The sequence below is a fragment of the Methanocaldococcus fervens AG86 genome, from assembly GCF_000023985.1.
In the GTDB taxonomy this organism is placed as follows: domain Archaea; phylum AGJL01; class Methanococci; order Methanococcales; family Methanocaldococcaceae; genus Methanocaldococcus; species Methanocaldococcus fervens.
The window spans coordinates 154,221-175,197 of sequence record NC_013156.1 but is presented as its reverse complement, the minus strand read 5'-3'; the positions used below and the strand labels follow the sequence as shown (position 1 = coordinate 175,197).

22 protein-coding genes and 4 pseudogenes are annotated in these 20,977 nt (G+C 32.9%); 8 read left to right on the top strand and 18 right to left on the bottom strand.

Translation table 11 applies throughout. From position 1 onward, the window contains the following. Window positions 1-5: 5 nt before the first annotated feature. From cobS to MEFER_RS00890, 4 genes are all read right to left on the bottom strand, one after another. A complete protein-coding gene (gene cobS, locus MEFER_RS00905) occupies window positions 6-767 on the bottom strand; it encodes an adenosylcobinamide-GDP ribazoletransferase (RefSeq protein WP_015790763.1) in 762 nt (253 codons plus the stop codon). 18 nt (window positions 768-785) lie between these two features. After that, window positions 786-1,472, bottom strand: coding sequence for a TIGR02253 family HAD-type hydrolase (locus MEFER_RS00900; protein WP_015790762.1), 687 nt, complete (start codon window positions 1,470-1,472; stop codon window positions 786-788). Window positions 1,473-1,475: 3 nt separating this feature from the next. Beyond that, complete coding sequence (locus MEFER_RS00895; protein WP_015790761.1) at window positions 1,476-1,760, bottom strand: energy-converting hydrogenase B subunit P; 285 nt, start codon at window positions 1,758-1,760, stop codon at window positions 1,476-1,478. Window positions 1,761-1,880: 120 nt separating this feature from the next. Further along, a complete protein-coding gene (locus MEFER_RS00890; protein ID WP_015790760.1) occupies window positions 1,881-2,096 on the bottom strand; it encodes an RNA chaperone Hfq in 216 nt (71 codons plus the stop codon). A gap of 196 nt (window positions 2,097-2,292) precedes the next feature. On the opposite strand from MEFER_RS00890, the gene MEFER_RS00885 reads away from it, so the two are divergent. From MEFER_RS00885 to MEFER_RS00870, 4 genes are read left to right on the top strand one after another with little or no spacing between them, the layout of a single operon-like run. Then, complete coding sequence (locus MEFER_RS00885) at window positions 2,293-3,381, top strand: class II glutamine amidotransferase (protein ID WP_015790759.1); 1,089 nt, start codon at window positions 2,293-2,295, stop codon at window positions 3,379-3,381. Between the two features lie 38 nt (window positions 3,382-3,419). Beyond that, window positions 3,420-4,952 carry a glutamate synthase-related protein gene (locus MEFER_RS00880; RefSeq protein WP_015790758.1) on the top strand — a complete coding sequence of 511 codons (1,533 nt, stop codon included), beginning with the start codon at window positions 3,420-3,422 and terminating at the stop codon, window positions 4,950-4,952. A 33-nt stretch (window positions 4,953-4,985) separates the two neighbouring features. Then, a complete protein-coding gene (locus MEFER_RS00875; RefSeq protein WP_015790757.1) occupies window positions 4,986-5,762 on the top strand; it encodes a GltB/FmdC/FwdC-like GXGXG domain-containing protein in 777 nt (258 codons plus the stop codon). A 53-nt stretch (window positions 5,763-5,815) separates the two neighbouring features. Continuing rightward, entirely contained in the window at window positions 5,816-6,889 is a 1,074-nt protein-coding gene (locus MEFER_RS00870; RefSeq protein ID WP_015790756.1) for a Coenzyme F420 hydrogenase/dehydrogenase, beta subunit C-terminal domain, read from the top strand. Between the two features lie 14 nt (window positions 6,890-6,903). On the opposite strand, the gene queC is transcribed toward MEFER_RS00870, so the two are convergent. The 3 genes from queC to MEFER_RS00855 form a co-directional block, all read right to left on the bottom strand. Further along, entirely contained in the window at window positions 6,904-7,602 is a 699-nt protein-coding gene (gene queC, locus MEFER_RS00865; RefSeq protein ID WP_015790755.1) for a 7-cyano-7-deazaguanine synthase QueC, read from the bottom strand. 82 nt (window positions 7,603-7,684) lie between these two features. Beyond that, window positions 7,685-9,031 (bottom strand): type I glutamate--ammonia ligase, encoded by a 1,347-nt coding sequence (glnA, locus tag MEFER_RS00860; protein ID WP_015790754.1) that lies wholly within the window; start codon window positions 9,029-9,031, stop codon window positions 7,685-7,687. A 116-nt stretch (window positions 9,032-9,147) separates the two neighbouring features. Then, window positions 9,148-10,086 carry a tetratricopeptide repeat protein gene (locus tag MEFER_RS00855; protein ID WP_015790753.1) on the bottom strand — a complete coding sequence of 313 codons (939 nt, stop codon included), beginning with the start codon at window positions 10,084-10,086 and terminating at the stop codon, window positions 9,148-9,150. A gap of 128 nt (window positions 10,087-10,214) precedes the next feature. On the opposite strand from MEFER_RS00855, the gene MEFER_RS00850 reads away from it, so the two are divergent. Next, window positions 10,215-11,150, top strand: a complete 936-nt coding sequence (locus MEFER_RS00850) for a hypothetical protein (protein WP_015790752.1) — start codon at window positions 10,215-10,217, stop codon at window positions 11,148-11,150. A gap of 1 nt (window position 11,151) precedes the next feature. Here the strand turns inward: MEFER_RS00850 and MEFER_RS00845 are convergent, their stop codons facing one another. From MEFER_RS00845 to MEFER_RS08620, 10 genes and pseudogenes are all read right to left on the bottom strand, one after another. Then, a complete protein-coding gene (locus tag MEFER_RS00845) occupies window positions 11,152-11,496 on the bottom strand; it encodes a roadblock/LC7 domain-containing protein (RefSeq protein WP_015790751.1) in 345 nt (114 codons plus the stop codon). A 49-nt stretch (window positions 11,497-11,545) separates the two neighbouring features. Beyond that, window positions 11,546-12,007: a GTPase domain-containing protein gene (locus MEFER_RS00840; RefSeq protein ID WP_012795032.1), complete on the bottom strand. Its 462-nt coding sequence runs from the start codon at window positions 12,005-12,007 to the stop codon at window positions 11,546-11,548. Between the two features lie 23 nt (window positions 12,008-12,030). Next, window positions 12,031-13,059, bottom strand: a complete 1,029-nt coding sequence (locus MEFER_RS00835) for a H(2)-dependent methylenetetrahydromethanopterin dehydrogenase-related protein (protein WP_012795031.1) — start codon at window positions 13,057-13,059, stop codon at window positions 12,031-12,033. A 102-nt stretch (window positions 13,060-13,161) separates the two neighbouring features. Beyond that, a pseudogene (locus tag MEFER_RS00830) lies at window positions 13,162-13,978 on the bottom strand (NAD(P)H-hydrate dehydratase). 10 nt (window positions 13,979-13,988) lie between these two features. Next, window positions 13,989-14,393: a cyclophilin-like fold protein gene (locus MEFER_RS00825; protein ID WP_012795028.1), complete on the bottom strand. Its 405-nt coding sequence runs from the start codon at window positions 14,391-14,393 to the stop codon at window positions 13,989-13,991. 198 nt (window positions 14,394-14,591) lie between these two features. Then, window positions 14,592-14,888 carry a CD3072 family TudS-related putative desulfidase gene (locus tag MEFER_RS08460; RefSeq protein WP_012795027.1) on the bottom strand — a complete coding sequence of 99 codons (297 nt, stop codon included), beginning with the start codon at window positions 14,886-14,888 and terminating at the stop codon, window positions 14,592-14,594. Between the two features lie 13 nt (window positions 14,889-14,901). Then, a pseudogene (locus MEFER_RS00815) lies at window positions 14,902-15,464 on the bottom strand (DUF3343 domain-containing protein). Window positions 15,465-15,477: 13 nt separating this feature from the next. Further along, window positions 15,478-15,978: pseudogene (locus tag MEFER_RS00810) on the bottom strand (phosphoglycerate mutase); the annotation flags it as partial. Beyond that, a pseudogene (locus MEFER_RS08315) lies at window positions 15,978-16,722 on the bottom strand (hypothetical protein); the annotation flags it as partial. The pseudogenes MEFER_RS08315 and MEFER_RS00810, both read right to left, overlap by 1 nt. Before the next feature lie 490 nt (window positions 16,723-17,212). Beyond that, window positions 17,213-17,374, bottom strand: a complete 162-nt coding sequence (locus MEFER_RS08620) for a hypothetical protein (protein ID WP_342626775.1) — start codon at window positions 17,372-17,374, stop codon at window positions 17,213-17,215. A 209-nt stretch (window positions 17,375-17,583) separates the two neighbouring features. Between MEFER_RS08620 and MEFER_RS00795 the strand changes: the two genes are divergently transcribed. Next, the gene (locus MEFER_RS00795; RefSeq protein ID WP_012795025.1) at window positions 17,584-18,237 is read left to right on the top strand and encodes a metal-dependent hydrolase; all 654 of its coding nucleotides are present in this window, start codon (window positions 17,584-17,586) and stop codon (window positions 18,235-18,237) included. Between the two features lie 18 nt (window positions 18,238-18,255). On the opposite strand, the gene MEFER_RS00790 is transcribed toward MEFER_RS00795, so the two are convergent. Continuing rightward, on the bottom strand, window positions 18,256-19,209 hold the full coding sequence (locus MEFER_RS00790) for a transcriptional regulator (protein WP_048056261.1): 954 nt from the start codon (window positions 19,207-19,209) through the stop codon (window positions 18,256-18,258). 249 nt (window positions 19,210-19,458) lie between these two features. On the opposite strand from MEFER_RS00790, the gene MEFER_RS00785 reads away from it, so the two are divergent. Further along, a complete protein-coding gene (locus MEFER_RS00785; protein ID WP_012795023.1) occupies window positions 19,459-19,905 on the top strand; it encodes a (4Fe-4S)-binding protein in 447 nt (148 codons plus the stop codon). After that, window positions 19,898-20,965: a tungsten-dependent formylmethanofuran dehydrogenase subunit FwdF gene (fwdF, locus tag MEFER_RS00780; RefSeq protein ID WP_012795022.1), complete on the top strand. Its 1,068-nt coding sequence runs from the start codon at window positions 19,898-19,900 to the stop codon at window positions 20,963-20,965. The genes MEFER_RS00785 and fwdF overlap by 8 nt, the downstream gene beginning before the upstream one ends. The last annotated feature ends 12 nt before the right edge of the window (window positions 20,966-20,977 follow it).

Sequence of the window (20,977 nt, the reverse complement as noted above, 5' to 3'; positions counted from 1 at the left end):
CACAATTAGACCTTAATTAATGAAACTAAGTTAGTTGATATTATAACAGCTATTAAAACAACAACCCTCGTTATCTCGTTTGAAGCCCCCAACACATCCCCATTAACTCCCCCAAAATGCTTTTTAGCTATCTTGGCCATACATAAGCCACTAATTATTGCTGTTATTATGGCTATTATTATAATTTTTCTCTCAATTCCATCAAATATCAAAATTAAAGGCAAAGCTAAAATAATACCAATTGTTAAAAACTTTTCATCACTTTTTTTAACAAAGTATCTTCCAGTTCCTTCAATCAGAGGATTTCCAAACGTTGAACAGCTCAACATCCCGAGCTTTGTACACACCTCTACAGCCAGCAAATAAAAAATATTAATATCCAAAATGTAAGAAATTGATGCAACTGCCAATAAATTAATAAATACTGCAAAAACTAAACCACCACAGCCAATGTATCTATCTTTCATAGCCATTAATTTCTTTCTCTTATCTCCAACAGCCATCCATCCGTCTCCAAAATCAATTAACCCATCAATATGGTGAAATCCATTTAAATACTCAATGAAAAACAAAATTAAAACAGCAGCTAAGAGATTTGGCAACAAAAAGTTAAAAACATAGCCCATTATTAAGCTAAAAATCCCGAATATGTAGCCAATTAAAACAATTAAATAAAAATAATTTGCAATCCTTTCAAAATCAAACTCCTCAACATAAGTTGGAATTCTCGTAAAAAATGACAGCAGAGCTTTAAATTCCCTAAACATGGTTATCCCAAAATAAAATTATTTATTTTTTAGTTCTTTAACAATATCCACGAGCTCTTGAAGCGATTTTATTGTATAATCGCTATAACCATCATCTTCCATATCCTTATATCTACCTTTTAATATCCTAACTGTAATCATTCCTAGATCTTTTGCCGGCTTTATATCTTTATCAATTCTATCTCCAACGTATATTGTTTCCTCAGCTTTTAATCCCATCCTATTCAACCCATATTTAAAAAACTCTAAATGGGGTTTTCCTAAACCAAATTCTTCTGATGTAATTACATCATCAAAAAACGGATATATCCCCAATCTAATAAGCTTTTCCCACTGTTTTATAGTTAATCCATCGGTTATAACCCCCAACTTCAACCCCATTGCCTTAAGCTCTATTAATGTTTTTATTGTATGTGGATAAGGTCTTAATAAAGCAAATTTAACGTTGTGATATGTTATTATTCCGGTGGTTATTATCTTTGGGTCATATCTGCCTAAAACTGCCTTAACCAAATCATCAAAATGCTTTCCATAGTTTGAACCCTTGTCTTTAATAATTTTATTTAATATATTCATTGCCTCCTCAAAATCTATATTCAAACCCGCATCTATCATTGATTTAACCGCCTCTCTTCTTGCAATCTCAACGAATTCTGATGAGTTATATAGGGTATCATCCAAATCAAATAAAATTCCTTTTATCATGGTTTATTCCCTTTTAACTTTCTCCTTAACCATTTGGAATAATCCAACAAAATCATCATCCTCATTAACAGGAACAACAATTAACCCCAATTTTTTATGCCTATCTATCCAACCCTCATCATAGGCAGGGACCTCTATTTTTATCGGCTCATCTGTTGGATTTCCTACTATAACGTTCCGGTATGGGAATGGCTTTACCTCATCATCTTCTTCATAAGGAAATGTTGTTTCTCTAATATACCCCCCTAAAGCCATTGTCATTCTCGGTAATAAGACCATCTTTGGCATATATGTACCCCCTTATTTTGATTGTAAAAATTAGTATCCCAACCCTTAGATTTAAAGTTTACTGAAAATAGTTTCATAAATAATAAATGTTATAAAAAATAAAAAAGGAAAGAAAAGAATTTAGTATTCTATGTAATCTATAGCATGTTTAAATACCAACAAGTTTCTGTCTCCGACTTTTACTGTTATTTCATAATTTGAGACTCCAGTAACTTCAGCATCCAATACTTCCCCATTTCTTAAGAATATTTTAACCTTTTTTCCGTTCAATCTTCTTGCATATTCAAAATTTGGAATAAGTTTTTTTGGTTGCTGCTTTTTCATTGGTTTATTCATTTACTTCACCTTGTAGTGTATATTATGCAAATTGTTCTACCTTTATAATTTCCAATCACATATATATACTTTTTTAAATCATTGTAAAGTTAAGAGTAACGATTATCTTCAACCATAATTATTTAAATATAACTTCAACCAATATTTACAAAACCTAAAAACCATCTCTTTTATACCTAATTTGGGAGGGTTGTTTATGTGTGGAATTATCGGTTTTATGAGTAGAAAAAAAAGAATGATAAAAGGGGATAAAGTAGCGATAGCACTCGATAGTTTAAAAGAGAGAGGAAACGGAAAAGGTTCTGGTTATGTAGGTTATGGAATATATCCAAAAAAGTATAAAGATTGTTATGCTTTCCATGTATTAATTGACAATAGCCCAAAATTTGAAAAAATAAAGGCAGAAGTTGAGAAAGTTTTAGAACAATATGGGACTATTATTAAAGATGAGGAGATTCCAACAGAAGATGGAATTATAGAAAAAGTCCATATACCATGGAGATATTTCTATGAGGTTGATGAAAAATATGCAGATAAAGAGGAGGATGTTGTTGTAGATATCGTTATGGAGATAAACGATAGAGTGGATGGTGCGTTTGTTATATCAAGTGGAAAAGATTTAGGTGTCTTTAAAGCAGTTGGATGGCCTAATGAGGTCGCTGAATTTTTCAGAATAGATAAGTATGAAGGCTATATGTGGTTAGGTCATGCAAGATATCCAACAAACACAAAGGCGTGGTGGGGAGGAGCTCACCCATTCAACTTATTAAATTGGAGCGTTGTTCACAATGGAGAGATAACAAGCTATGGGACAAACAGAAGGTTCGTTGAGATGTTTGGTTACAAGTGTAGATTATTAACAGATACTGAAGTGGTTGCCTATATATTGGATTTATTAATGAGAAAACATAGAGTTCCTGTTGAATATGCGTTATCTGCTTTAGCTCCAAGATTCTGGGGTGAGATAGACAAGATGCCGGAGGAAGAAAAGGAGTTGCACACTGCAATAAGATTGACCTATGGAGGGGCTATGTTAAATGGTCCTTTCGCTATAGCAGTTGGAACTCCACACGGATTAATATTTATGAATGGAGACATTGAAGAAGATACAACAATGTTTGGTTTAACAGATAGAATTAAGTTAAGACCATTAATTGCAGCTGAGAAGGATGATATGGTATTTGTTTCAAGTGAAGAATCTGCTATAAGGAAAATCTGCCCTGATTTAGATAGAGTTTGGATGCCTGACGCTGGAATGCCAGTTATTGCAAGACCATGGAAATAACAAAATAAAAAAGTAAAAAATAATAGGGAAGTGAAAATATGATTCCTTCATACGTTCCTCCAAAGTATAAGGTTGAAGTAGACCCAAACAAATGTATGTTATGTGAGAGATGTACAATAGAGTGTTCATGGGGAGTTCATAGGAGAGAAGGAGATAGAATAATAAGCTATTCAAACAGATGTGGGGCATGCCATAGATGTGTTGCAATGTGTCCAAGGGATGCCATAACAATTAAAGAAAACGCAATTTCTTGGAGGTCCCATCCACTATGGGATATAGATGCAAGGGCAGATATCTACAACCAAGCAAAGACCGGTTGTATTTTATTAAGTGGGATGGGTAACGCCAAAGAACATCCAATCTATTTTGATAAAATTGTTTTAGATGCATGTCAAGTTACAAATCCATCCATTGACCCATTGAGAGAGCCAATGGAATTGAGAACATACATTGGTAAAAAGCCAAAACAATTGGAGTTTGACTTTGTTGAGGAAGAAATTGATGGTAAAAAGATTAAAAAAGCCAAGCTAAAAACAAAAATAGCTCCAAATTTAAAGTTAGACACTCCAATAATGATTGCCCACATGTCTTATGGAGCTTTATCTTTAAACGCCCACCTATCATTTGCCAAGGCAGTTAAGGAATGTGGAACATTCATGGGAACTGGTGAAGGGGGATTACCAAAGCCTCTCTACCCTTACGCAGATCACATAATTACCCAAGTTGCAAGTGGAAGGTTTGGAGTTAATGAAGAGTATTTGATGAAAGGTGCGGCAATAGAGATTAAGATAGGGCAAGGAGCTAAGCCGGGAATTGGAGGACATTTACCTGGAGAGAAGGTTACAGCAGAGATTTCAGCGACAAGAATGATTCCCGAGGGAAGTGATGCTATCTCACCAGCTCCTCACCATGACATTTACTCAATTGAGGATTTAGCTCAGTTGGTTAGGAGTTTGAAAGAAGCAACAAGATGGAAAAAACCAGTGTTTGTTAAAATTGCCGCTGTCCATAACGCCCCAGCTATAGCTGTTGGAATTGCTACAAGTGATGCTGATGCAGTTGTTATTGATGGATACAGAGGAGGAACCGGGGCAGCTCCAAAGGTATTTAGAGATCACGTAGGAATTCCAATAGAAATGGCTATTGCAGCTGTAGATCAGAGATTGAGAGAGGAAGGGCTTAGAAATGAAATTAGCATTATAGCAAGTGGAGGAATTAGATGCTCTGCAGATGTATTTAAAGCAATAGCTTTGGGGGCTGATGCAGTATATATCGGAACTGCCGCAATGGTTGCCCTTGGATGTAGAGTCTGTGGAAGATGCTATACTGGATTGTGTGCTTGGGGAATAGCTACACAAAAACCTGAGTTAGTTAAGAGACTGGATCCAGAAGTTGGAGCTAAAAGAGTAGCTAACTTGATTAAAGCATGGACACATGAGATTAAAGAACTCTTAGGAGCCGCTGGAATTAACTCAATTGAAAGTTTAAGAGGAAACAGAGATAGATTGAGAGGAGTAGGACTGAATGAGAAAGAGTTAGAGGTTTTAGGAATAAAAGCTGCTGGAGAATAACTTTTAAATTTTCAATTTTTTAAGGTGAAAGGCATGGAAGAGGTCGTTATAGATGCAAAGGATATGCACTATAAAGAGCTAAATGAAAAAATACATGAAGTTTTGAGAAAAAATCCGGATGTTAAAAAAATTATATTGAAAAATGTTTTGGGGCAGAGATTTATTGGGACTGGATTACAGAAGAAAGATTTAACTATAGAGATTTACGGTATTCCTGGTGGAGATTTAGGAATGTTCATGAATGGCCCTACAATTATAGTTCATGGCAATGCTGAATTTGCTCCAGGAAACACGATGGATGATGGAACAATAGTTATCTATGGAAGTAGTGGAGATGTAACTGCCCATTCAATGAGAGGAGGAAAGGTTTTTGTTAGGGGAGATGTTGGTTATAGAAGTGGAATCCACATGAAAGCTTATAAAGATAAAATCCCTGTCCTTGTTATAGGTGGAAGGGCAAAGGATTTCTTAGGAGAATATATGGCTGGAGGAATTATAATTGTTTTAAATATTGATGAGAAGGGAAATGACTTAGGAAAAGTTAAAGGAAGAATGATAGGAACTGGAATTCATGGAGGAGCTATTTACATTAGAGGAGATGTAGATAGGGACCAATTAGGTGTTGCCGCAGATATAAAAGAATTTACTAAGGAAGATTTGGAAAAAATAAAGCCATACATTGAAGAATTCTGCAAATGGTTTAATCTATCAGAAGATGTTAAAAATAGATTGTTAAATTCAAAATGGACAAAAATAGCACCAATTTCAAAAAGACCGTTTGGAAAACTCTATACGCCAGATTTAATGTAAAACACTTTGAATTATTGAAACACTCAAAATTTAAAATAATTTAGGTGAGATTAATGAAGTCATATAAAAACCTAAAAGAAGAGGTTTGGGATGCAAATATATGTAGTGGTTGTGGAGCTTGTGTAGCTGTTTGTCCAGTAAATAACCTATATTTTAGAGAAGAAAGTCCTGTAAAGTTTGAATGTGATGAATGTTCCTGTACAATAGCTCCATCAGATATTATTGAGCATCCAATTTCAGCTGAGTTTTGTAAAACAGCTGTTTATGACGTGCCTTGCGGAGCTTGCTATGATGCATGCCCAAGAATAAAAAAATCAGTAATTCCTAAGTTGGAAGGATTAGGGAATGTATTAAAAGCTGTAAAGGCAAAGGCAGGAATTGAGGCAAAGAACGCTCAAAATGGAGGGGTTGTTACTGCCATATTAGCCAATGCGTTCGATGAAGGGTTGATTGATGGAGCAATTGTAATGATTGACGATAAATGGACGTTGGAACCGGAATCATATTTGGCATTGTCAAAAGAAGATGTTATAAAATCAGCTGGAAGTAAATATTTATGGAAATGCCCTATATTAAAAGCATTAAAAACAGCTGTTATGGAGAAAAAACTTAAAAAATTAGCTGTCGTTGGAACTCCTTGTGTAATAAATGCAATTTATCAAATACTATCATCAGATAACGATTTGTTAAAACCATTTAGAAGTGCTATAAGGTTAAAAATATCTTTATTCTGCTTTGAAACCTATGATTACAGTAAGATGATTAAAAAGCTAAAAGATGATGGAATAGAGGCTTGGGAAATTAAAAAGATGGATATTGAATCTGGAAAATTAAAGATTACATTGGTTGATGGGAATGTTGTTGAATATAAGCTAAAAGATGTAGAATTTGCGATGAGAGAAGGTTGTAAAGTTTGTGGAGACTTCACCGGCTTAACATCAGATATTTCAGTTGGTAATGTAGGAAGCGGGGAAGGATATTCAACAGTTTTAATAAGAAACAAATGGGGAGAAGGATTCTTTAAAAGAGCAGTTCATAACGGTTATATATCATATGATGAAGATGTTGATTTGGAAGCAGTTAAAAAGCTTGCAGAATTAAAGAAAAAGAGAGTAAATAAACAATAAATTATAAACTTATATTATTTGATATATCTTGTTTTATCTTCAACTCCAGCCATTAAAAAAGCTCTTTTCCTCCTCATACAACTCTCACATTCTCCGCAATGTAAAAAATCCTCTCCATTATCTTTATAACATGAGTAGCTATATTTTAAAACTTCTAAACCAAGCTTTTTCTCAATCTCCCTACCAATTTTAACAATTTCCTCCTTTGTTTTATCATACAAGGGAGCTTCTATCTTAACTTTATTTAGTGTTCCATATTCTAAAGCTTTGTTTAATGCATCAACAAACTCTATCGTGTTATCTGGAAATGTTAATCCCTCTTCCTTATTTATTCCAATAAATACTTTTTCTGCATCTAATGCCTCAGCAAAACCACTCGCTATACTTAACATTATTAAATTTCTTGCAGGAACCCACACTGTTTTCATAGTTTCATGAGCTTTTTCACTATCCAAATCTTCAATTTTTAGTGAAGGAATTTCATTTTCAGTTATTAACGAGCTTTTTTTAAATTGTTTGATAAATGGTAAATCAACAACAATGTGGTTAATATCTAAAATCTCACAAATCTTCTTTGATGCATTTATTTCTCTTTTAACTGCCTTTTGTCCATAATTAAAAGTTATTGCTGTAATCTCATAGCCTAAATTCTTAGCTATAAGTGTAGATACTGTAGAATCTAATCCACCACTTAAAACAGTAACTGCCTTCATAATCTCACTCTATTTATATTGGATAATTAAAATTCTTAAATTTTATTAGAATAAAAAATAAAAATTTAAAAATAAAAAATTTTTAATAGTCCAAGTATTGGTTTAGTTCCCAATCTGTAACTGCCACTCTGAAAGCATCACATTCTGCCCTTTTAATTTCCATGTAGTTTTCATAAATGTGCTTACCTAATGCTTTTTGTAAAACTTCATCATTTTCCAACTCATCCAACGCTGCTGATAAACTTCCAGGAACTGACTCAATTCCTAACTGCTTTTTCTCTTCTTCTGACATTTTGTAGATGTTTTTCTCAATAGGTTCTGGAGCTGTCATCTTCTTCTTAACTCCATCCAATCCAGCTGCCAACATACATGCAAATGCTAAGTATGGGTTGCATGCTGGGTCTGGAGCCCTGAACTCAACTCTTGTAGCTTTTCCTCTTGCAGCTGGAACTCTAATGATGGCACTTCTATTTTGGTTAGCCCATGCAATGTTTACTGGAGCTTCGTAACCTGGAACTAATCTCTTGTATGAATTAACTGTTGGGTTTGTTATTGCAACTAACGCCTTAGCATGATGTAAAAGTCCAGCAATGTAGCTTAAACACATCTCGCTTAATCCATTGTATGGTCCTTCTGGGTCGTAGAATGATGGTTCTCCATTTAACCAAACACTTTGGTGGCAGTGCATGCCGCTACCGTTTATACCAAAGAATGGTTTTGGCATGAAAGTAGCTTTTAAGCCATGTTTTTTAGCGATGTTTTTAATAGTCATTTTAAACGTTACAACACTATCAGCTGTTTTTAGGGCGTTGTCGAATTTGAAATCTACCTCATGCTGTCCTGGAGCAACTTCGTGGTGTGACGCCTCAACGTGGAAACCGAGGTTTTCTAAAGCTAAGACAATATCTCTCCTAATATCTGGAGCTTCATCTAATGGTTCAACGTCAAAATAGTTACCGCTATCTGCAGGAACCCATTTGTGGGGGTTGTGAGGATCTCTCTTTAATAAGAAGAATTCTGGCTCCGGCCCAACAAAAAACTCCCCATTCATTTCTTCTTTCAATTCATTTAATATTGCTTTTAATCTACTTCTTGGGTCTCCTTCAAATGGCTTGGTATCACTTTTATAAACGTCGCAGATGACCCTTGCAACGCTCTTCTGCTCTGGTCTCCATGGTAAGACAGAGAGTGTTGATAAATCTGGTTTCAACAACATATCTGATTCTTCAATACCAACGAAACCAGTAATTGATGAACCATCAAACCACAATCCATGTTCAAAAATATCTATTAATTCTTTAATTCCTTTTTCTCCAGCTTTAACAGGATATGCAACGTTTTTTGGATATCCCAAAATGTCAACGAACTGGAATCTTATAAATTTAACATCATATTTTTTTATATACTCTATTGCCTGCTCAACATCCATACCTATTCACCAAGGATATTTGATATCTGGAAGTAAGATTCCTACTTCCATATATATATAATTTGCTTTTATCTAAAAATTTAAATATAAAAATATTAAAAATAAATAATAAAAATTTATTCATAAATATCGAGAGCTCTATTGTAACATTCTAATGCATCCTCAATCTTTCCAAGCTTTTCCAAAGCTACAGCTTTACCCTGCCAAGCGTCTGGGAAGTTTGGGTTTAATTCCAATGCCTTATCAAAGTATTTAATTGCTTCTTCATATCTTCCAAGCTTATTTAATATAATTCCATAGAAAAAGTAAATCATTGGGTCATCAGGGTTTAGCTTTAATGCCTTTTCAACGTATTCTCTTGCTTCAGATATTCTTCCCAATAATACCAAAATTTCTATTATATGCATTAATGAGGATATATCTCTATCATTTTTTTCATGCAAAACTTTAAAGCATTCTAAAGCTTCACAATATTTCCCAAGTTTGAGTAATATCTCCCCTTTATGATATAATAGCTCATAATCTTTAGGGTTTATTTCTAAAGCTTTTTCAAAACATTCTAATGCCTTTTTAAGCTTTCCTTCCCTATGTAATAGTTTCCCTTTCATAAGCCATGCAATAAATGCTTGTGGATGTCTTTCTACTACATCGTCAAAAATTTTTTGCGCCTCGCTGTACTTTCCAAGTCTTTTTAATACATATGCTATAATATATTTACAAACCAAGTCAGATGGATTTAATTCATGCAACTTTAAAAATACTCTTTCCGCTTCCTCCAATCTACCTAAATGTATTAATAAAATTCCTTTATACAGATATGCTAAAATGTAGTTTGGATTTAATTCTAATGCTTTATCATAAGCTTTTAATGCTTCTTCATTCTTACCCATTTTTCTTAATAGCTTTCCTTTTTCTGCATAAAGTTCTGAAATTTCTTTACTACTTAATCCTTCAACATTTAACATCTCATCCATTAAATTAAGAGATCTTTCGTAATCATGATTTTCCAATGCATTTACATATTTTTTCCATAATTTGTTAATATCATCCTTCATAACTTTCACCTTATTGTTCTATATCGTTTTATAGTATTTATAATTATTTTGTAATTAGTAATAATATATATCCCATATTTGATATTAATAAATTTTATTCCCTAATAATTTCTATTTTTGGTGAAATAATGATTCTAAAACATAGAAGGCCAAATATATATGGATTAATAAACAAAGAAGGAGATAAAGGAGAAGTTGAAGCTATAATAAATGATTTGCTAAATAGAGAGTATACAATAACCTTTTTACCTTCAGGAAGCTCTGCAGTTTTTTTGGCAATGTGGATAGCAAAATCCTATAGCGATAATATCTTTATTCCAAATATGGGAGGTTGGCAGGGATTTTTAAAGTTCCCGAAGGTATTGAATTTAAAAACTAAAATGATAGAAACAAATTTGGGGATTATTGATATAGAAAAATTAGATAACATAAAAGAAAATTCATCAATTATTTTAACATCATTAGCTGGGTATTTATCTCCACAACCATTAAAAGAAATAAAAAAATTGTGCGAGGAAAAGGAAGTTTTATTTATTGAAGACATTTCAGGAAAAATTGGAGGAGATTGTGGATATGGGGATATAGTTATCTGCTCTACCGGAAGTCCAAAGATATTGAACTGCGAATACGGGGGTTTTTTGGGAATAAGTAGAGAGGTTGAAGATAAATTAAGAAATATTTTAAATGATTTTAAAATAGTGGCTAAGACATATAAAACGATAAATTACTTTGGACTTTTAAAAGAAGAATTGTTAAATGCTAAAAAAACTTACAAAAAATATGTTACGGCAAATAAAATGATTAAAAAAGAGATTGAAAAAGCATATTTCAAAGAAGATGAGGGAATATCAATATTTATAGAGTGTGATAATCCTAAAGAAGTGTCTAAAAAAATCAACAATTTAATTAAATTGGATAACAAAAAATCAATAACAACAATCTGTCCAAACTATGATAGGATTTTAAAAAATGGAGTTGTATTTGAAACAAAGAAAATTGATGTTTCTGAGTTAAACAAAGAGGTTATAGATGAAATCATTGCAATATTATCATCTATTTTATAATTTAGAACATTGCCTTTATCTTTTCTGCAGTTCTCTTCATTGTTATCCTTATTAAACCTAAGTTAACTTTTGCATCAGCTAAAACTACTAAAATACCCTCCCCTGCATCAACCATCAAAACTTTTCCATGCTCTCCTTCAATCATTGTCTGCTCTAAATTACCCATACCTAACTCTGCTGCAGTTCTTTCAGCAGCCCCAAACGATGCTGAAGCCATAGCACCAACTAACTCAGCATCAATATTTCCTGGCAGCTGGGAGGCTATGACCAACCCATCCTTACCAACAACCATTGAACCTTTAATACCTTCAGTTTTATTTAGCTCTATTAAGGCCCTATCAATCATGCATTCCACCTCAATTATTAAATATTACACAAACTATTTATATAAATTATTATACGTGTGATATGATTTTATTTATGAGCTCATCAAAACCTTCTTTTTTTATTGCACATCCTTTAGCAATAAATTCTGGGCTACATAAATTATAAATCTTTTCTGCATCAATCTCTCCAACATCTACCTTATTTATGAAAACCCCATATGGAATTTTTTTAGATTCCAACATTTTTATAATTTCTTTATCTTCTTCAGTCACTCCTTTTGAAGCATCTAAAACCAATAAAGCAAAATCCGTCCCTCGCAATGCCAATTCTCTCATAAATTCAAACCTTTTTTGTCCGGGTGTTCCAAAGAAGTGTATTTTTTTATCATCTATTTTTAATGAACCATAATCAATTGCTGTTGTAATCCCATTATGTTCAACTTTCCCTATTTTGCCAATTAAATTCTCCATTAAAGTTGTTTTTCCTACATCACTTGAGCCAATAACTACAACCTTTATCTCTTTTTTCATAACTCTTCCCCAAAAATAATAATTTAATGCTCGAATAACTTTCTAGCACTTCTTTTTATAGCTCCTTCAGCAGCAGCCCCACCTATTAAGGTTTTTATCTCCTTAACTAACGATTGAGCTGCTACAAGTGTTGTTGGTTTTATTTCTGCATTTTTAGCTTCTTTTTTCAATTCTTCATCCAAGTTTTTAAGAATTTCTAAAGCAGCATCTAAATCTTTCTGTTCTTCCAATAGATGCATTGATGAGGCAGTTTTTATTAAAAGCTCAGGATTTAACGCTTTTAACAGCCCTTCAATGCCAGATGTTTCAACGAGAGATGCCATTGTTTGTAAAACCATAATAATCTGATGCTCTATCATCTTTTTAGGGGCTTTTATAACTTTCCTTCCTACACTGTAGTAATCTAAAACACCGGCAAGTGCTACTGCAGTTACTAAACTTCCCATGTCAGCTACTACTGAAGAAACATCTGCTGGAACAACATAAGCCTCTTTTCCTGCACTTTTAGCAAGTTCTACCAATTTATTTATCTGTTCTTCAGTCGCCAATTCTTTGCCATCCGTAGTTTTTCCACCAATAACATAATGCCCATGTTGTGGAGTTCCTGGAACGGCTGCTGGGTGCATTGAGCTAATCCCTACGTCTTTCCTTTTTGTCCTTAAAATTGGCTCTAATGAATAGTATAAAACAACAGGCGAGACAGTACAGGTATTACAGATAACTGCATTTTCAGGAACGTGTTCTACAATATTCTTTGCAATGTTAAATGTTGCCTTACCGAATGGAGTAAATAATATATGAACTTCTCCATGCTTCGCTGCTTCTATATCATCGCTAACTACCTTAACTCCAGCATCTTCAACCTTCTTCCATAAATCATCGCTCATTATATTTTTATTTGGTTCAGCTAAAACAACATCATGCCCTGCTTTAGCAAACTCAATAGCCATCCTTGAACCGCCGTAAGGTGGTTCTCCTCCAAACTTCTCTGGTAGCTTTAGTTGATTTACATACAAATCTTGATTTCCAGCACCATAGACAGATACTTTCATATTCTACACCTTAAGATTTTTTAAATAACAATTAAAGTTTTTGAAAATTGCTCTATAAATATTTTATTATTTATTCTTAGCAATTATTAAGAATATCACCAATTATTTTATGCATTCATTCAAAACTTTTGGAATGGCATTAATTATTCCCAAAATTTGAGTATTTGGCTTAGCATTAACAACTTCCCCAAGTTTTCTATTTATTCTACATCCTAAACTCATAGCTTCCTCTGCTTTAAACCCAGCACTTATTAGAGCTGATACAATTCCAGTTAATGTATCTCCCGTTCCTCCAATGCACTCCATTGCCTCTATCTTTGGCTCTTTTATAATGTCAATAATTTTTCCTTCTTTAACGACATAGTCGTTCTCCCCTTTAACAATCATATATTTGGGCATCTTTAATTTATAAGCTCTTTCAATAAGTTTTGGAACTTCTTTATCGTCAATCTCTGATATAAAACCTCTAACATAGGCAGGATGTATGGCTTTTTCATCTGCTAAAAAAGCCAATTCTCCAACATCCGGCAAAAAGAGATAAAACTTATCTCCAATATTTGCCGCTTTCCCTGCATACATCCCTCCAGCATCTGCAATAATCTTTGGAGAGAAATCTATCTCTTTAATTTTTGAAATCTTTGGCTTTATATAATGGATAACTAACAAATCATCATCAACCTCTTTCAACCTATCATAAATCTTTAAACTCCCATATCCTTCTCCAATATCTCCAGCAGTTATTACTTTAATATTGTTGTTATCAAAATACTCCAAAACCCTCAAAACAGCCCCTATTAAAGCTCCTGTACCCATAGATACTGGAAATTCTTTATTGTTTATAATTATTTTCTCCCTTTAGCTCCGGTTTCCCTTCTATCAAATCCAAACCTTTTATTGGCATAGTTCCAGCAATAATCATAATCTCAACCTTAATCATTTAAATAAAAATTAGAAAATATGTCATTCTTTAAATATTTCAATTGTTTCCCATCCCAAACATCTTTAAACTTTTCCCAATCTTTAACTTTACCAATAACATTTACAGCACTTGCAGGCCTTATCTTATCATCACTTATTGGAGTTTTTCCAAAGAAAATGCAAATAGCCCTTCCAGGAATCCAATAAGTGATATCTCCCAATTCAACAAATTTTTTTGAATTTTCCTCCTCATCAACAACGACATCTGTTTCAAAGTATATCTCATCCCCCCACCTATTAACAATTCCTTTTATTGGTAAAGCCTTAGCTATTGCACTTACAGTTTTTGGTGCAACATCTTCATAAAGCTCTCCTTCAACTTCAAAATCCTTAACTTTAATTTTTATCTTCATCATTATCCCCCCAACATTTTTCTTAAATTTTCTATAAAACATTTGTATTTTTCTTCATTTGGATAATCTATCATCTCAACTTTTATATTTTATTTAATAAAAATTTTAAAAACTCTTCTATCAAAATGCCGCTTTCATCCGTTAAACCTTCTTTTCTTACAGTTTTAAAGATTCCACATGTTGGAGAACCTTCAATCCCAATTAAAACAAATTTAACCCTTCTTTATTATATTCCTTCAAATATTTAATTATTGGCTTTAAAATCTCTCTGCAAAGCTCTCTGTATTCTTTAGTATTGTATTCTTCCTTAACCATACCACGCCTATTTATTCCTAAATAAAGCATCTCTGGGCATGGAAGTTGTATTATCCCATAATTTTCATTTAAAATTATTTCAACAACTTCATTAAATGCCTCTTTTGCCCTCTCCAAACCTTTAACAACACTATTTTGGTTTAATATACAATGGGAAACTATTGCTATTTTCTTTCCATTCATTTGCAACCCTATTTCAAATTTTATTTTCCATAACCAATTCCCTTGCCTTTTCAAACGCTTTATTTAATGTGTATGCACATAAAGTAAAGCCTAAATTTTTTGGTGTCTCCTCCTCTTTAATATCTTTAATATTTCTTCCCTTCAATTTTAACGCTAAATAAGGAACATCTGGGCAACCTCCACCAGAGATATTAACTATATTCCCTTCCTTATCGATAGTTATTTTCATATTTCCGCATCTAACTAAAATAAATCCATCAACTTCTTTAATTTTTACTAACTCTAAAGGTTTTAAAGAATAATCGTTTAAAGGAATAAATTTTAGGGGTTTTATATTATTATTCTCTAACAATCTTTTAATTCCAAATTCATCAACTAAATCATACTCTATAGCCAAATCACAGCCCTCTCTTATCTCCACCGGTGGAGCAACAACCTTAATTTTATACTTATCTTTTAAAATACTCTCCGCTTTCATTGCATCCTTTGTGCTCTCAAATATAATTAATCCTTTCCCGTCTGGCTTTCTTTTTCTCTTTTACCCAATTTAAATATCTTTTTTAATTTCTCTATCAAGTTATCCCTCCATCTATTCTTGCAAAAACTCTATTTCATCATCTTTTGGTATATAACGCCTTAACTTATTTCCAGCCCTTAAACCATACAACAAAGCCCTATCTGTATAGTTTAAAATTAAAGGCATTAAATCTTCTCCCATTATCCTCAAATGTCCCTTTGAGCAACTTATCTCATTAAATTCCTTAACATCATCTACTCTAACATTTTTTCCATAAAATAGTATTGGAACGCTCTCTCCTGAGTGGATTAAATTTCCAACAGAAGGTGATGAGTGATCTGCAGTTATTATCAATAAATCATCATTTAATTTTAAATTACCTATGGCTTTATCAATCTTCTCAATAACTTTAACCTTATTCAATGGATTTTTAGTATGAGCAGCTTCATCAGGTTCCTTTGTGTGTAGATGGATAAAATCATAATCTAATTCTGGAATTAGATCTATACCTTCTTCAAAACTATCAATTTTTATAAAATCCATACCTAAAAATCTTGCCAATCCTCTAAACATATAAATTCATTCAATAGCTTTAAAATACTCTCTTTCTCAAAAATTACCTTTCCATCTTTATCCCTGTAATTTCCACTAAAAACACATGAAACTGCTTTTTCCCCTGTTCCCATTCTTCTCCTATAATCTCCTTAATCTTCTTCCCTTCCTTTATGTGTTTTACAGGTAAAATTAACTTAACATCAAAATCTTTACAAATTTTGCTATAAACATTTAAAATCTCTTCTATCTGGTCTATTTTAAAATCTCCGTTGTGGTGAAACCTTTCACCGCTAATTATCTCTCCTTTTAAATGTTTTGCCAAAGGAATTCTCATTATCCTTAGATAAGCATGGCATCCAATACATGGGCTGTAGTAGCCGTATCTTTTTATAAACAAAACTGCCCATCTACCATTTAACGCATTCCAAAGCTTTGGCTCAAACGTAAAATTTAGAGGTAGTAAGATTTTATCTTTACCAATCTCCTTAATCCTTCTATTTACAATTTCCCAATTTTTGTAAAATGTGCCTGTATTTCCATAATCAGTCCCGTAAATACAACAACGGGTAAAACAACATCAACCCCTTCCTCCATTGCTTTAATTATTGCAGCTGCACTATCCCTTCCTGAGAACTCCCCAATTGCTATTTCACTAAGCTTTATTCCATTTTCCTCAATTACTTTAAGTGTTTCATTAGGTAAAGTTAGCTCTTTAAATGATTTTTTAAAGTCAATAAAATTGCTGTTTTCATTAACAATCATGTATTATCACCTATAAATCTCAAAATAATCTCTTAACATCTTTTCAGTTTTTAAAATATCCTCAATGTTCATCAATTCAATCAAAAACATCTCACATTTAATATCTAAAAGAGCATCTAATATTGGCTTTATATTGTCGAGATTTTTTGGTGGTAAATGTTTTCCATCCTTTCAATCTCATAAACATGGCAATTATAAACCCTTTCAGAGCAAATCTCCAAAAATTCTAACCTTTTTTTATAAGGCTGTGCCCAATATCAAACGTTATAAGACAATCCACTTCGTCGGCTATTTCAATTATATTGTTCGGATTTGAAGAAAATCCATGTCTTAAATTTTCAATGCATAATTTTACATTATTTCTTTTTGCAAATTCATTAATTATTGTTAGATTTTCAATTAAAAGTTTTTTTATCAATATCTTTATTTTTTCCATTGTGTGGGTGGATTGTTAAATAATCCCTCCCTTTAATATTTTCGATGGTATTTTTTAAAATAGGAATGCTGTTTTTTCATCTAAATTTAAAATTGGAGCATGATATCCAATAATGTTATTTTCTTTCACTATTTTTGGATGGTAATGCAAACCCCAATCCAATAATTTGTTATTAAAAAGGAATCCTTTTTTAGAACGCATGCAGATGCCTATCATGCTACCACAAAATAATGTAAGGTAATTAAATATATAAAACTTCATATTAGAAAATTTAATAGCTAAAGTAAAATAAAAAATGCGCGATTATTTTCCCTTAAAATTCTCATCCTTCCTATAACTATAAGCTTAAGTTTTATAATTTGAGATACATCCTAAAATAAAAATTTAAATAGCTTGAGATTAAAATTATTATGTGAGGTGAGAGGATGATAACATGGTATGGCCATGCATGCTTTAAAGTAGATAACGTTTTAATAGACCCATTTGTTCCAAATCCTCTATGTAATTTACCTTACGATGAAATAATGGATGGAGTAGATGTAATAGCAGTAACTCATGGACATGCAGACCACCTAGGAAATGCCGAAGAATTGGCTAAAGCGTACAATGTTCCAGTTGTATCAAATCATGAGATTAGTGTCTATTTATCAGAAAAAGGAGTCAATGCTGAAGGGATGAATATTGGAGGAACTATAGAGATAAATGGAGCAAAATTAACAATGGTTAAGGCTGAGCATTCATCAGATATTGCTCCAACAATAAGTGGGGGAGTGGCTGCTGGATTTATCATAAATGATAGGGTTTATCATGCTGGAGATACTGGAGTATTTGGAGATATGGAGTTAATTGGAGAAATCTACGCTCCACAAATTGCTCTATTGCCAATAGGCGGAAGATACACAATGGGAATTGATGAAGCTTTAGTAGCTATTGAACTAATATATCCAGAAATAGTCATTCCAATGCATTACAACACATTCCCATTGATTGAAGTTGATGTAAATGAATTCGTGAAAAAAGCTGAAGCATTGGGGGTTGAGGTTATAGTTCCAAAGATTGGAGAGCCATTAGATTTATAAATTTTATTTTGTTATTTTTTATAGTGATTGTTGATTTTTTAGCATTGATTTTATGTGTTCAATTAATTCGATGGCATCGTCCATTTTTTTCAATTCTTCAATGCTGATAACTGGGAGGTTTTTATATTCTTTTTCCTTCTCTTCCAGTATCAATAAAGAGTAGCTATCTAACAACCTTGACAATTCCCTAACAAACAACGCCTTTCTTTTCACCTCTTCAGTATCCTTTTCTTCAATATTTGTTAATAATATATTTGGATTGTTGTCCATATCTTTCTCAGCTACAGCATCAAATGGAGCTTTTTCAACAACGAATGATTTAAATCCTAGTTCGTTTAAAAAATTTATTGCCTCTTTCTTAAAATCTTCTAAATTCTCTAATTTATTTTCAACATTCTCATCCTTAATAGGCTCAAATAAATCAATACCTTTAACCAATGGAACATCCAAATACTCCTCTATTTTTATAGCAACATCTACTGAAGGATTTGCAGCCTGTGTTTCATACTTGTAGATTGCCTTTCTTGAAACCCCAACAACCTCAGCCAATTTTCCAACTGATATCCCCATAGCCTCTCTTACTTCTTTTAAAACCTTACCATCGATTTTTACAAAGAATCCTCCTCTATTTGAATAAACTACTGGTGGGCTACCCTCTAAATAATCTCTGAAGGTTTCAAATGTTACTGCCTTTATATCGTATCTGTCGTAAACAATTCCATGCTCCATAGGAGCGTTTCTTGTCCTAATTCCTATTATTAAAGGAGTACCGTGCAATATCTTACTAATTTTCTTCAATTCTTTTGACTGCTCCCTACTTAAGCTATCAATATTTTTTAGAACCTTTAAAATTAACCTAATATCATCTCTACTTGCAACCATGTCAAAGCAACTTCTGCCCAGTGGTTTTGAAACTGTAAATTTATGAGCTCTTAATAATTCTATACATTCAGATATTAAAATCTCTCTCATACACATCACCGTAAATCCTTCTAATCTAAATCATGGTAATATTTATTTTTTGTGGTCTAAGCTATATATTATTTAACTTTACAAATATAAAGTTTACCTACCAAAAATAGAACTTATATTCATATATAATGAACTACAGATGAGAATGTGAGTGACGCACACAATAATATAAATGAGTTTCTACTTAATTTTTATACATACTCTTTATATAATAAGATTAGCCTACTAAAAATATGTCCATGTGGTAGAATGCCAGAGCATATTCTTTCAGGAATAAAGGCAATAGTAGCAATGAAATTAAGAAGAAAAGGACTCCTTCAAAAAGAAATAGCAGAAATTATTAAAAGTGACAGGTCAATAGTTTCTCATTATCTTTCTGGAAGGTATCCAAAGGAAAAAATCTTAAAAGTTGCGGAAATTTTTGAAGAACTTCCACCAAAATATGGAGCTAAGCTCATCCATTCTTTAACTGACGATAAGGAGCTTGCAAAGAACTTGATAGAGGAATTATACAACATAAAATTTTTGTGGGATGAAAAATCCTGCATAGCTTGCGGATCCTGTTTGGGGTGTGTAGCACTCACACTCGACAACTTCACTGTCAATATAGATTACGATGCCTGCTTTTTATGTGCATCTTGTATATTCAGATGTCCTACAAATTCATTAAACTTTGTGAGGGAGAATTATGATTGAGCAAGTAAAAGAAGTTTATGAAAACGGCCTTATCATATGCAGAGATGGAGAAGTAGAAAAAAGAGAGCTGTTTTGGAGTGATGATGCCTGTGTTGGTTGTGGTATCTGTGCTGACATATGTCCAGTTGGTGCTATAGCTTTAGGACCTTTGGGGGCTATTGCTAAAGGAGATGTTATAGCTCCAAAATTAGATATTGACAAGGATGTATGTGCATTATGTGGTTTATGTGCTTCTGCATGTCCATTTGATGCTATGGACTTGAAAATCAATGGAAAATCAATAAAAGAAGATGAGAAATATCCAAAAATTAAGAGAGATATCAAAATTAGCCAAGAAAAGTGTGTTTTGTGTGAACAGTGTGAAATGGTCTGTCCTCAATTGGCAATAAGCGTTGAAAGAGAGTTGGCTGAAAGAAAGAAGTTTGTTATTGGAGAAGTAAATATAAATAAAGATAAGTGTGTTTTATGTGGAATTTGTGCTGAATACTGTCCAGCAGATGCTATAGACTTAAAATACAACTACCCAACGCCAACAAATCCAAAGCCAATAACCGATATTGAAGTTAACAAGGACAAGTGTGTCTACTGTAAGGTTTGTGAGTTTGTTTGCCCTCACAATGCCATTGAAGTCATCTGTTACAAGTGTCCAATGATGAAGAGAATTCCGCAGGCAGAGTTATACAACGACATTAATGGAAAAACTGTTGTTGATAAAGATTTATGTGTAACATGTGGTTGGTGTGCCTTCATCTGTCCTGCAGATGCTATTGAAGTAGAGAAGCCATTCAAAGGAGAGTTAATAATTGATGAAAACGCATGTAACGCTTGTGGAGCTTGTATTGCCATCTGTCCATGTGGTGCATTAGAATTCCCAGCACCAAAAGATAAGGCTGAAAAAGTTCCAAGAATCGTTGTTAACCAGAACTTATGTGTCTTATGTGGAGCTTGCACCAAAGCATGTCCAGTTAATGCTATAAAAGTTAAGAGAACAGAGATTAACTTTGAAAGAGAGCCTAAAGCAATTGCATGGAAAAACGCATTTAAAAAGTTAATGGAATAAACATAAAACTTA